Consider the following 12,328-nt stretch of genomic DNA (forward strand, 5'->3'; position numbering starts at 1 on the left):
CTGAGCCGGTGGCGCAGGCAGCGTCGCGTTCAAAACGCGGCCACGCTTGGGATGGTGATTCTCGGCCCGATTCTCATTGGTATTACGATTGCTGCCCTTGGTCCGCTGGACCAAGTGGGCGGTGGCAGTACGCTGCGCCTGATCCTGCTGATCGACTTGGTTTACGTTATGGTTGTGGCGTCATTGGTGCTGCAACGGCTGGCACAAATGATCGCCGCGCGTCGGGCCAAATCGGCCGGATCGCAATTGCATTTACGACTGGTGGGCGTGTTTGCCTTTTTGGCCTTGGTTCCGACGGTTCTGGTCGCATTTTTCGCGGCAGGCACCCTAAATTTCGGCCTCGAAGGGTGGTTTTCGGACCGGGTGCGCAATGTGGTTGGGGCATCGCTAAACGCGGCCGTCGCCTATAAAGAAGAGCACCGCCAGGAATTGACCCGCGATGGGCTTGGACTGGCGGGATACCTGAATTTGGAACGTCAGCGCACGCCGTTTATGGACAATGGCGAAATTCGTGAATCGCTGGCACGGGTGCAGGGGCAAATCGAACGCAGCCTAACCGAGGCCTATGTGATCAACGGCGTTGGTGAAATTCTGGCGCGCGGTCCACGGTCCTATGAGTTTGATTTTGAACGTCCAAGTGCCGAACAGATCGAGGCGGCGCTTGAAACGGGTATTCTGATCATCGAAGACGCAGATATTAACGAATATCGTGCCATAATCCCGCTCGAAACCTATGTGGACCGGTTGCTATACGTCACCAGAGAGGTCGACGGCGAAGTCCTGACCCTGTTGGATGACACACAGGAATCCGTCACGCTTTATGAACAGCTGGAAAACGAACGTGGTCGGTTGCTGTTTGAATTTGCGCTGCTTTATCTTGGGTTTGCACTGATTTTGATCTTGGCGGCGATTTGGCTCGGATTTTGGTTCGCCGAACGTTTGTCCCGTCCGGTTGGGCGATTGTTGAACGCATCACAGCGGGTGGGTTCCGGTGATTTGAACGTGCGCGTCCTAGAAGATGACGGTGAGGATGAAATTTCTCAGCTCGGGCGAAACTTTAACGAAATGACCGAACAATTGCGGGGCCAGCGCGAGGAATTGCTGCAAAATAACCGTCAGATTGAACGGCGCAGACGGTTGTTTGATTCCGTGCTCAGCTCGATCACATCTGGGGTGGTGGGCTTGGATGCCGAGGGAAATATCGCCTTTGTGAACCCATCAGCCCGTCGTTTGTTGGATGTGGACAGCGACAGCGCCAACACCGAATTGTCTGTGGCTGTGCCAGAATTCACCCCGATATTTGACCGGTTGCGGGACGAAAAACGCGAAGTTTTGCAGGATCAGGTCAATCTGATCCGCGGCGGAAAACAAGAATCCCTGTTGGTTCGGGTTTCTCAGCGCCGCAATGACGAAGAACGGCTAGAGGGCTATGTGGTGGCATTTGACGATGTGACCGATCTGGTTTCGGCGCAGCGCATGGCGGCCTGGGGGGATGTGGCACGCCGCATTGCCCATGAAATCAAAAACCCGCTGACCCCAATCCAATTGTCTGCAGAACGGATCAAACGCAAATTCAGCCCCAAAGTGGGCGAAGATAGCGATGTACTGGAACAGATGACCGAAGTTATTGTGCGTCAAACCAATGACTTGCGGCGCATTGTTGATGAATTTTCTAAATTCGCGCGGATGCCGGAACCTGAACGGTTTACCAATGACGTGGTCAGTTTGGTGCGCGATGCGGTGCTGCTGCAAGAGGCCGGTCAACCAAATGTGCATCTGGTGAGCGATCTACCCGCGTCACCGATTTTGGCGGATCTGGATTCAACCATGATTTCCCAAGCCTTGACCAACTTGATTAAGAACGCAGGCGAAGCAATTGAAAGTCTTCAAGAAAAGGGCGCACCCGATGGGCATTCCCCAGAGATACGCGTGCGTCTTGTCCAAAACGAAGACCACGTTTTGATCACAATTATGGACAATGGGATCGGCCTGCCAGAAGATCGGGCAAAACTGTTTGAACCCTATGTGACCACACGGTCATCAGGCACCGGGCTGGGCCTGCCGATTGTCAAAAAAATCATCGAAGAACATGGGGGAACGCTGTCATTGACCGACGCTGACCCCTTTGGCGAAACGTCGCATCAGGGCGCCTGCGCGCTGATCGACCTGCCGGTTAAACCGGCCAATAGTGTAACAGAAAGTGCAGCAGAATGAGGGCGTTATGGGCGATATCCTAATTACGGACGACGAGCGTGACATCCGCGAGTTAATAGCGGATATCCTAAAAGACGAAGGGTATACGACACGTTTGGCCGGTACTTCGGACGAATGTATGGCTGAGATTGAAAAAGAACCTCCTGCGATGATGGTTCTGGATATCTGGCTAAAAGACAGCAACATGGATGGCATCGACATCCTTAAATCGGTCAAACGGGATCACCCGGATGTGCCGATTGTGATCATATCTGGCCACGGCAATATCGAAATCGCGGTCGCTGCGATCAAACAAGGCGCATATGATTTCATCGAAAAACCGTTTAATATCGATCAGTTACTGGTCGTTATTCGCAGGGCCATGGAAACGGCGCGGTTGCGGCGTGAAAATCTGGAACTGAAACGCGGTGAAACCACCAACACAGAAATGTTGGGGGAAAGTGCAGCGTTCCGGGGTTTGAAAATGCAACTGGATAAAGTGACCAAATCCAATGGTCGCGTGATGCTAACCGGGGCCGCAGGAGCGGGCAAAGAAGTAGCGGCACGGTACATCCATGCCAATTCGAACCGCGCTCAATCGCCTTTTGTCAGCGTGAATTCCGCCTCTATTGAGCCCGAACGCATGGAAGAGGTGCTGTTTGGCCGCGAAAGCCCTGATCGGGGTATCGAAAAAGGCCTGCTGGAAGAGGCCAATGGTGGCGTTTTGTACTTTGACGAAGTGGCTGACATGCCGTTGGGGACGCAGTCCAAAATACTGCGCGTTTTGGTCGATCAGAAATTCCAGCGGGTTGGTGGCTCTGACAAGGTTCAAGTTGACCTGCGTGTTATTTCCAGCACAAACAAAGACTTATCAGCTGAAATTGAGGCTGGTAACTTTAGAGAAGAGCTGTATCACCGCCTAAATGTTGTGCCGATCGAAGTGCCATCCCTGGAAGAGCGGCGCGAAGACATTCCCATGTTGGCCGAACATTTCATCGAAGTGCTGAACCGGGTGCAGGGGCTGCCTCTGCGCAAAATCGCAGAAGATGCATCCGCGCTGCTGCAAACCATGGTTTGGCCCGGCAATGTCCGTCAGCTGAAAAACGTGATCGAACGGGTTTTGATCTTGGGCGATGGCACGGGCGATATCACGGCAAAGGATCTGCCTGCCTCAGAAGAAGCAGCCGGTGGCGAAGCTGAGGGGCGTGTTGTGTTGTCGGGTGGTTTGGCGACCTTGCCATTGCGCGAGGCACGTGAATTGTTTGAACGGGAATATCTGTTGACCCAGATTAATCGGTTTGGTGGCAATATCAGCCGCACTGCGTCTTTTGTTGGCATGGAACGGTCCGCGCTGCATCGCAAACTGAAATCGCTGGGCGTGGTTACGTCGAACAAATCTGGTGCACGCGTTGCGCATGTCGAGGGCGAATAGGCGCATCAGCTTGTCGCAAATGGGTTTGACCCCCGGCGCTGTTCGGGGGACAACCACATGTGATCACCCGAAGGAGAGACCATGAAGGTCATCATTTGTGGCGCAGGGCAGGTGGGCTGGCAGATTGCCCGCCACCTATCTGGCGAAAAGAACGACGTGACAGTTGTCGATAACAACGCTGAGTTGGTGCGCCGGGCGACGGATACGCTGGACGTTCAGGGGATTGCCGGTCATGCCAGCTATCCTGACATTCTGGATCGAGCCGGGGCGCGCGATGCGGATATGATCATTGCCGCCACCCATTCCGACGAGGTCAACATGGTGACCTGTCAGGTGGCGCATTCGGTTTTCGCGATCCAGCGCAAAATCGCCCGACTGCGGTCGCAATCTTACTTGGATGCGATTTATTCGGATTTGTATCGCCGTGATCACATGCCTATTGATGTGGTGATTTCCCCGGAACGCGAAGTCGCCGAAGCCGCGCTGCAACGTCTGGCTGCCCCGGCGGCGTTTGACACAGAAAGCTTCTTAGAAGGCAGAGCCCAGTTGATGGGGATCACGATTGACGACGATTGCCCGGTGGTTAACACGCCATTGCGCCAATTGACCGATCTGTTTTCAACGTTGCGGGCCGTGGTGGTTGGTATTCGCCGTGATGGGGTTTTGTTCGCACCCGCCGCGGGGGATCAGATTTTTCCCGGTGATGACGCCTATTTGTTCACCGACAATCAGGACATGACCCGCACGCTTGAAATCTTTGGCAAAACCCATGCCAAACAGGAACGTATCGTGGTGATTGGTGGCGGCAATGTCGGTCTGGCCGTGGCAGAGGCATTGGAAAAACGGACCGAACGGGTCCGGGTGAAAGTGATCGAAAATTCCCGCGCAGTCGCCGAAAAGGCGGCAGATACGTTGGAACGGACCATCGTTTTGCATGGTGATGGCTTGGATGCGGCCCTGCTAGAAGAGGCCAGTATTCGCAATGCTGATGCGGTTTTAGTGGTCACTGATGACGATAAAACCAACCTGCTGGGATCCGTGCGCGCCAAGGCGATGGGCGTGCCGATGGCGATCTGTTTGATCAATGATCCGACCTTGGTGCCGTTGATGGGCGCGTTGGATATTGACGCCTATATCAACCCGCGCGCCACCACAGTGAGTTCGATCCTGCGCCATATTCGGCATGGCCGCGTGCGGGGCGTGTATTCGATAGGCGACGCCGAAGCCGAAATGATCGAGGCACAGGTCCTGTCCACATCCCCCATTGCCGGGCGGCAAATCCGCGACATCGATTTCCCAGAAGGCGTGTTGGTCGGCGGCGTGATGAAAGGCGATCAAGTGATCCGGCCACGCGGCACAACTCGCATCGAAGAAGGTGACGTTATCGCGCTGTTTTCCATGGCGGCGGACGTGGCCGAAGTGGAACGATTGCTTCAGGTTTCGATTGATTTCTTCTGATGGTTCGGCTGCTCACCTCTCAGCATTTCTTTGTGCTTTTGATGGGGATTGGCGCTTTTGCCATGCTGGGACCAGCTATGCTGGCTGTGGGGCTGCGGGATTTTGTCGCCGCGCGCGCATTTTCCCAAAGTTTCGTGTTCTTTGCGATTGTCACCTTGCTGATTTCACTCGCGACGCGGTCCTATAAACCGTCTTCGATTATTCGCAGCCATTTGATTGGGTTGTTGTCGGCCTTTACGATTTTGCCGCTGATCTTTGCCTTTCCATTTTATGCGACATTGCCGCGCGTTGGGTTCCTAAACGCTTGGTTTGAAATGATTTCCAGCTTTACCACAACCGGTGCCACTCTGTTTGAAAGTTCAACACAACTGAGCCAAACATTGCATTTTTGGCGGGCCATTGTGGGCTGGTTAGGCGGATTGCTGGTCTGGATCACAGCCGTGGCGATATTTGCGCCATTGTCACTGGGCGGGTTCGAAGTCAAAGGCGCATCCGCCTTGGGGCAGGGCAGCTGGTTTTCGCAAATCTCACGTATTACGGATCCGTCAGAACGTTTGGCGCGGTATGCGCTTAAACTTGCCCCGACCTATATTGGGCTGACTATCGCTTTGTGGGTGGGGCTGACCATCGCGGGTGATTCCTCTTTTGTGGCGGCCTGTCATGCGATGTCTGTCATGGCCACATCGGGTATTTCCCCGATTGGGGGTTTGGGAAATGCACAATCTGGATTTATCGGCGAAGTGCTGATTTTTGGGTTTTTGATTTTTGCCCTGTCACGCCTGACCTATAGCCGGGGATTATTAGGCGAAGATCGCGGCCGGTTGATCCGGGATCCAGAAATACGGTTTGCGTTGGTTTTGTTGGTCACCGTGCCAAGCCTGCTATTCCTGCGTCACTGGTTTTCTGCCACCAACAGCGGGGATGCGGACACATTTGTGTCGGCGCTGTCGGCATTGTGGGGATCGCTGTTTACGGTGATGTCGTTTGTGACAACCAACGGATTTGAAAGCCAGTCCTGGGACATTGCCACCGATTGGTCCGGGTTAAAGGCACCGGGTATGGTGCTGATTGGGCTGTCGCTGATCGGAGGGGGCATTGCCACATCATCCGGCGGGGTGAAATTGCTGCGGGTTTATGCGCTTTATAAACACGGATTGCGCGAGGTTCAGAAACTGATCCACCCCCATTCCATTGGCGGCGCGGGCCGGGATGCGCGCCAAATCCGCAAACAGGGCGCAACCATTGCATGGGTTTTCTTCATGCTGTTTGCCTTGTCGATCGCGGCCATTATGGTTTTGTTGTCGCTGACGGGGCTGCGATTTGAATCCGCGATTGTGCTGGCCGCGGCGGCATTATCGACCAATGGTCCGTTGATCAACGTCGCCGCTGAAACACCCATTACCCTATCCGGCATCCCCGATTTGGCCAAAATGGTGCTGGCGGGGGCCATGGTGCTGGGCCGATTGGAAACCCTTGCCATTATCGCATTGCTAAACCCAGAAGTGTGGCGACGGTGACGCGCATTGAGACGTTACAGCCCAGTGCCCGTTTTTGGGCTGGTATCCCGTTCCCATCCAAGACATACTTCTTGAAATTCGCGGGAAGGGCCCGTTTTTGGGCGTAAAATAAAAAAAGGGTATTGGTCGATGGCCAACGATAAACAGAACCTGCAGGACGCATTCCTTAATCATGTTCGCAAAACCAAAGTTCCAGTGACTATTTTCTTGGTCAATGGTGTTAAATTGCAGGGTGTCATCACCTGGTTTGACAGCTTTTGTGTTTTGTTGCGCCGGGACGGTCAGTCTCAGCTCGTTTACAAAAGTGCTATTTCAACCATTATGCCGTCCCAGCCAATCAGCCTGTATGAAGGCGAGGAATAAATCCCAATATGGGTGACGATTCTATAGACACCCGGTCGGAACCGACACGGGCATGGGTATTGCATCCCGAATTGAAATCAGACGCAAACCGCCGCAAGGCGGAGCCTGCTTTGGCAGAAGCCATCGCTTTGGCGGCGGCGATGCCGGAAATGGTCGTGCAGGGCGGCGATGCCGTGCCGCTGAAAACCATGCATCCGGGCATGTTGTTTGGGTCGGGAAAAATCGCCGAGCTGAAACAGAAATTCCATGATCTAGAAATCGAATTGGTGCTGGTGGATGGGGCCGTAACCCCGGTTCAACAGCGCAATCTGGAAAAGGAATGGGGCGTCAAAGTTCTGGACCGCACCGGATTGATTCTGGAAATCTTTAGCGATCGTGCCCGCACCCGAGAGGGCGTGTTGCAGGTCGAAATGGCCGCGCTGACCTATCAACGCACCCGTCTGGTCCGCGCCTGGACCCACCTTGAACGGCAACGGGGCGGGCTTGGCTTTGTTGGTGGTCCCGGTGAAACCCAGATCGAGGCTGACCGCCGTGCGATTGACGACCAATTGGGCCGTCTGCGGCGTCAGTTGGAAAAGGTTGTGAAAACCCGCACATTGCACCGCGCTGCGCGGGCCAAAGTGCCGTTTCCAATCGTCGCTTTAGTGGGGTACACAAACGCCGGAAAATCAACGTTATTCAACCGGTTAACCGGTGCGGACGTCATGGCCAAGGACATGTTGTTTGCCACGCTGGATCCGACCATGCGCCGGGTGATCCTGCCGTCTGGCCAAGAAGTGATCATGTCCGACACGGTGGGGTTCATTTCGGATTTGCCCACGCAATTGGTCGCGTCCTTCCGCGCCACATTAGAAGAAGTGCTCGACGCCGATCTGGTGCTGCATGTACGTGATATCAGCCACGAAGAAACCGCCAATCAGGCCCGCGATGTGGAAACCATCCTGACCGAAATCGGCCTGCCAGAAAAAACCAAACGGTTGGAAATCTGGAACAAAGTTGACCTGCTGGACGATGACCGCCGCGAAGCGATGGATGTTCTGGCGGACCGCAACGATGACATCTTTTCTGTCTCGGCGCTGAATGGCGACGGATTGGATGTGATGCTGGATGCGGTTTCGGGCGCATTGGTGGATCCCAAAACCCACGAAAATTTGCTGCTGCCCTATGCAGATGGCCGCAAACGCGCATGGCTGTTCGAAGAAGCCGTGGTCGAGAGCGAAGACACCACAGAAGATGGCTATCAGCTAAAACTGTTCTGGAGCCAACGCCAGAAAGACAAATTTAACCGTCTGTAGGGCGACTTCTGGTGGTTTGACCCAAGCGCCCTCAAAGCCCCCAAACCTTCAACTTTGGCAAAACGACCTTTCGCGCGGATCGCAGCGAAAGAGAAAAGGATCCAAATCCAACCTAATCTGTTCTATAGCAGGACCAAACAGCTAATGGTGCGTTAATCCTATCCGCTGACTGCTCAAAGTATGCAGCAGGAGCCTGAAATTGTTTGAGAGTTGGAACTTCAAAATCAATATACTCTATTGCACTTATGGTAGCAGTTGGATCGAAATATAAGTTTTCCATGATGAACTTCATTTGGCCTGCACCTTGAAGTTCGTCAGGATTATCTTCGGTGAAAAGATACATTTCCTCTCCGCCCGTGGGACTAATCGAATGATTGTAACTATAAAAAATACTACCTCTGGGCTCATTCAGGTCATCGAGTTTTAATGTCGTGGCATGTGTAACAAAGTCGTAGCTGCATTCCATCTGGCGTGACAGGACCGGCATTGGCAAAGTAATTGCGAACGTTGCGAGAACCGCGATGCTACTTTCGAATTTTTTGATCATGGCTGAACTTTCAGTTTTGAATATTCCAACGAATCAAACCTCTCAACTTCTAACGGAAATTACTGCGCCGGTTGCAGGGTGATCACCCCAACTGCGCCTGCGCGCGCCAATGCTGGATCAAGCGACATTGGGATGTATTCCCCGCGTCGCCAAAGCGATCCCAGATCGTCGTAATACCGGCTTAGCGGATGGCCCGATTGACCTGTGGATGTGATAAACACCGAACTGTCTGGATCGGCGAAATCATAGACCCCGCGATAGGCGCCCGCATGCACGTTTAGAAACGGATTGGGGCCGGACCCGCTGGTGCGGCCGCGATTGATGGTGTTGTCGCCGCCAGATGTGGATTGGCGGATGTTCACAAACCACCGCAACACCGGCACGTCGCCCAGAACGGGATGATCGTGGGTCGCCTCATGGGCATCCCCCCAGCGCAGGCTTTCTAATGATCCGGCATAGGTTTCGTCGATCCAGATCAGCGCATCATCCAATGCGATCCGCGCCATATCAGTGCAGGTTTCGACGGGGGCCGATTGGATCACGTCACACCACACGCCCGCGCCGCCAACATTGCGAAACACCCGTTCGATAAACAATGGCTGGACATGGGTATATTCACGGCTCAGCGGTCCCAGTTCGTCTTTGATCAACCGATCCTGCAAGGCCCGCATCCATGCCATGTAAATCAGCGGCTCGGGCAGATGTTCGTTCATTTCACCGTTCCATTCCGCCAATATGGACAGAGCGATCTGACGGCGATGTTCGGGCGTGCCTTCTGGGGCGGATTCGCCGGTGAACCACAGATCAGCGCCGACCAATGGCAGCAATGACCGCGCGGTAAAGCTGACCGTGTCCAGCTGCGTTTCGATGAAACTGTCGCGGGTATGCACTTCTCGTCCTTGCATCAAGCGTTGCCAGCGATGGATGCGCTGGGTGTCGGACCAATAATGGCTTAGATGGTCGGGAAAGGGGCGATCGATGATTTTGTTGTTGGTGGTGCCAATGATGCCGCCAATGGGATCGATAAATTCCGGGTTGCTGGCATAGGGCATCACGCCTTGCCAGCGGTTTTGCGGAATATAGCCAAAGGCGGGCAGGCGGCCTTGGGTTAAATGACCCGGATCGCGACGCGGCACCGCGCCGATCAGTTTCATGGCGATCCCGTTGCGATCCGCCAATGTCAGATTTTGTGACGGCGCGATATAGCCCTGCGCGGCTGTGATCGCCTGATCCACATTATGGGCGCGCATCAGGTTCATTGCGGCACTGACAGATGTGTCCTGTCCCGATAGCGCGGTCCAGCCCAGCACTGTGACATGTCCGGGCGGGCGAATGGTGCCCAGATCAAACTGATCCGCAGGCAAAACCGGGCCGTTTGTGGTCCATTGCAATTGAATGGTGACCGGAAACTGACCATCGACCTGAATGATGCTTTCGCGGGTGATGAAATCGGACCAGCCTTCGGGGCTGCGATATTGGGTGGCATCCGAGGGGTTGACCTCTTCTACAAAGATGTCCTGATCATCCAAATAAGACGACGTTAACCCCCATCCCAAATCGGCGCTACGGCCCACCATAACGACAGGCACGCCGGGGATGGTGCCACCGATCACGCCGCCCTCTTGTAGTTCTAACCGGGCGAGATACCACAATGTCGGCGCGGTCAGCCCCAGATGGGGGTCATTGGCCATCAATGTGGACCCGCTGGCGGAACGGGTTTCATTGGCAACCCATGCATTCGACGCCCCGGCCAATTCAAACGGTTTTACCGGTGACAAAGGATGGAACGGCTGATGTGTGGCCCCGGCAAATTGCGGCAAATCCGCGCCCAGATCAGGCATCAAATCCGCATAACGGGGCAGGGCAGCGATCCCGGAACCGGGGGCTTCTGGTAGGATGTCGGACAACCGATCATTGTTTAAAATCAATGAACTACGCGCGCGCAACACTTCGATTTCCAGATGGTTGGACAGTTGCAACGCCATGAGTTTTACAATGGCGATAGAATCCGCGGGCGACCAGGGCGCAACCGCATGGTTAAACATCCACATTTCCGGCGCACCACGTCCACGCGCGCCTTGGTTCACCTCGGTCAACCACGCATTTACACCTGCGGAATAGGCCTCTAACGCGGCGCTGGTTTGGGCATCCTGCGCGGATACGGATTGCACCGACAGATTATACAAATCCAAACGGCGCAATAGCGTGTCAATGCGCAGGGTTTGTTCCCCAAACAATTCTGACAGGCGGCCTTGGGCCGTACGACGCAGCATGGTCATCTGCCACATGCGATCCTGCGCATGCGCATAGCCAAGCGCATAGAACACATCGTCATCCGTCTGGCCAAAAATATGTGGCACATTGGCATTGTCACGCACGATTTCCACCGGCGCAGAAATCCCTGTAACCGTGTAGGTGCCGTTGTAATCAGGCAGGGATCGTGACGCGAAATAATAACCCAACGCAAAGGTGGCGACGGTTAGAACAATCAGACCCGTGGTCAGTCTGAGTAGCCAGCGAAAAATCAGCGCCATAGGAACCTCGGTTGACGTGCATAACAGATGCGGTACCTATCGGTACTAAGGATTGCGATCACGCGAAAGGGCAAGCATATGGCAAAAGTGGCATTTTTAGGCTTAGGGGTTATGGGTTTCCCCATGGCGGGGCATCTGAAGGCCGCAGGTCACGATGTGTGCGTCTATAACCGCACATTGTCCAAGGCCGAAGCTTGGGTTGAAAAACATGGTGGAACCTTGGGTAAAACCCCGGCAGCGGCAGCAAAAGGCGCAGATATTGTGTTTGCCTGTGTGGGCAATGACGATGATCTGCGTGGCGTGTGTATTGGGGATGACGGCGCATTTGGCGCGATGGCTGCGGGCAGCATTTTTGTCGATCACACAACGGTGTCAGCCAAGGTGACCGCCGAGTTGTTTGAAACGGGCGCCGCCAGCGGCATCGCCTTTGTGGATGCGCCGATTTCTGGTGGTCAGGCGGGGGCCGAAAACGGGGTTTTGTCGGTGATGTGTGGTGGCGATCAAGCTGCCTTTGACAAGGTCGCCCCCGTGATTGAGGCCTATGCGCGGATTTGTAAATTGATCGGGCCGTCTGGTGCGGGGCAATTGACCAAAATGTGCAACCAAATTGCCATTGCAGGTTTGGTCCAAGGTCTGTCAGAGGCCCTGCATATGGCGGAAAAATCCGGGTTGGATGGGCGCGCCGTCGTCGAAGTGATCAGCCAAGGCGCGGCAGGCAGCTGGCAGATGGCAAATCGGTATGAAACCATGCTGGATGATCATTTTGAGCACGGATTTGCCGTGGATTGGATGCGCAAGGATCTGGGCATTTGTCTGGATGCAGCGGATGAAAACGGCGCGTCTTTGCCGGCCACTGCCTTGATTGATCAGTTCTACAAAGATGTGCAGAAAATGGGCGGTGGACGTTGGGATACGTCATCATTGTTCAAACGTCTGCGCAAACTGGACAGCTAAACGGCGATAAAATCCGGGTCCGCGTAATATACGGA

9 protein-coding genes are annotated in these 12,328 nt (G+C 54.5%); 7 read left to right on the forward strand and 2 right to left on the reverse strand.

Translation table 11 applies throughout. The features are described 5' to 3' along the window. Window positions 1–51 precede the first annotated feature (51 nt). From AB1F12_RS08270 to hflX, 6 genes are all read left to right on the forward strand, one after another. A complete protein-coding gene (locus tag AB1F12_RS08270; protein WP_368188313.1) occupies window positions 52–2,214 on the forward strand; it encodes an ATP-binding protein in 2,163 nt (720 codons plus the stop codon). 7 nt (window positions 2,215–2,221) lie between these two features. Then, window positions 2,222–3,625 (forward strand): sigma-54-dependent transcriptional regulator, encoded by a 1,404-nt coding sequence (locus AB1F12_RS08275; protein WP_368188130.1) that lies wholly within the window; start codon window positions 2,222–2,224, stop codon window positions 3,623–3,625. A gap of 81 nt (window positions 3,626–3,706) precedes the next feature. Continuing rightward, window positions 3,707–5,083: a Trk system potassium transporter TrkA gene (gene trkA, locus AB1F12_RS08280; protein ID WP_368188133.1), complete on the forward strand. Its 1,377-nt coding sequence runs from the start codon at window positions 3,707–3,709 to the stop codon at window positions 5,081–5,083. Between the two features lie 62 nt (window positions 5,084–5,145). Continuing rightward, complete coding sequence (locus AB1F12_RS08285) at window positions 5,146–6,600, forward strand: TrkH family potassium uptake protein (protein ID WP_368188134.1); 1,455 nt, start codon at window positions 5,146–5,148, stop codon at window positions 6,598–6,600. Between the two features lie 129 nt (window positions 6,601–6,729). Further along, on the forward strand, window positions 6,730–6,963 hold the full coding sequence (gene hfq, locus AB1F12_RS08290) for an RNA chaperone Hfq (RefSeq protein WP_368188135.1): 234 nt from the start codon (window positions 6,730–6,732) through the stop codon (window positions 6,961–6,963). A gap of 8 nt (window positions 6,964–6,971) precedes the next feature. Further along, complete coding sequence (hflX, locus tag AB1F12_RS08295; protein WP_368188138.1) at window positions 6,972–8,258, forward strand: GTPase HflX; 1,287 nt, start codon at window positions 6,972–6,974, stop codon at window positions 8,256–8,258. Between the two features lie 112 nt (window positions 8,259–8,370). On the opposite strand, the gene AB1F12_RS08300 is transcribed toward hflX, so the two are convergent. Both AB1F12_RS08300 and AB1F12_RS08305 read right to left on the reverse strand, forming a co-directional pair. After that, window positions 8,371–8,805 (reverse strand): hypothetical protein, encoded by a 435-nt coding sequence (locus AB1F12_RS08300; RefSeq protein ID WP_368188140.1) that lies wholly within the window; start codon window positions 8,803–8,805, stop codon window positions 8,371–8,373. Window positions 8,806–8,864: 59 nt separating this feature from the next. After that, window positions 8,865–11,339: a penicillin acylase family protein gene (locus AB1F12_RS08305; protein ID WP_368188142.1), complete on the reverse strand. Its 2,475-nt coding sequence runs from the start codon at window positions 11,337–11,339 to the stop codon at window positions 8,865–8,867. Between the two features lie 78 nt (window positions 11,340–11,417). On the opposite strand from AB1F12_RS08305, the gene AB1F12_RS08310 reads away from it, so the two are divergent. Continuing rightward, a complete protein-coding gene (locus AB1F12_RS08310) occupies window positions 11,418–12,293 on the forward strand; it encodes an NAD(P)-dependent oxidoreductase (protein WP_368188143.1) in 876 nt (291 codons plus the stop codon). Window positions 12,294–12,328: the final 35 nt, after the last annotated feature.

Origin of the sequence: Aestuariibius sp. HNIBRBA575, assembly GCF_040932005.1 — a bacterium.
GTDB lineage: Bacteria > Pseudomonadota > Alphaproteobacteria > Rhodobacterales > Rhodobacteraceae > CANLNM01.

Excerpts from the sequence above, each read along its gene's own strand:
- AB1F12_RS08270 (WP_368188313.1), top strand. The coding sequence starts at position 52 with ATGGTGATTCTCGGCCCGATTCTCATTGGTATTACGATTGCTGCCCTT.
- AB1F12_RS08275 (WP_368188130.1), top strand. The coding sequence starts at position 2,222 with ATGGGCGATATCCTAATTACGGACGACGAGCGTGACATCCGCGAGTTA.
- trkA (WP_368188133.1), top strand. The coding sequence starts at position 3,707 with ATGAAGGTCATCATTTGTGGCGCAGGGCAGGTGGGCTGGCAGATTGCC.
- AB1F12_RS08285 (WP_368188134.1), top strand. The coding sequence starts at position 5,146 with ATGCTGGGACCAGCTATGCTGGCTGTGGGGCTGCGGGATTTTGTCGCC.
- hfq (WP_368188135.1), top strand. The coding sequence starts at position 6,730 with ATGGCCAACGATAAACAGAACCTGCAGGACGCATTCCTTAATCATGTT.
- hflX (WP_368188138.1), top strand. The coding sequence starts at position 6,972 with ATGGGTGACGATTCTATAGACACCCGGTCGGAACCGACACGGGCATGG.
- AB1F12_RS08300 (WP_368188140.1), bottom strand. The coding sequence starts at position 8,805 with ATGATCAAAAAATTCGAAAGTAGCATCGCGGTTCTCGCAACGTTCGCA.
- AB1F12_RS08305 (WP_368188142.1), bottom strand. The coding sequence starts at position 11,339 with ATGGCGCTGATTTTTCGCTGGCTACTCAGACTGACCACGGGTCTGATT.
- AB1F12_RS08310 (WP_368188143.1), top strand. The coding sequence starts at position 11,418 with ATGGCAAAAGTGGCATTTTTAGGCTTAGGGGTTATGGGTTTCCCCATG.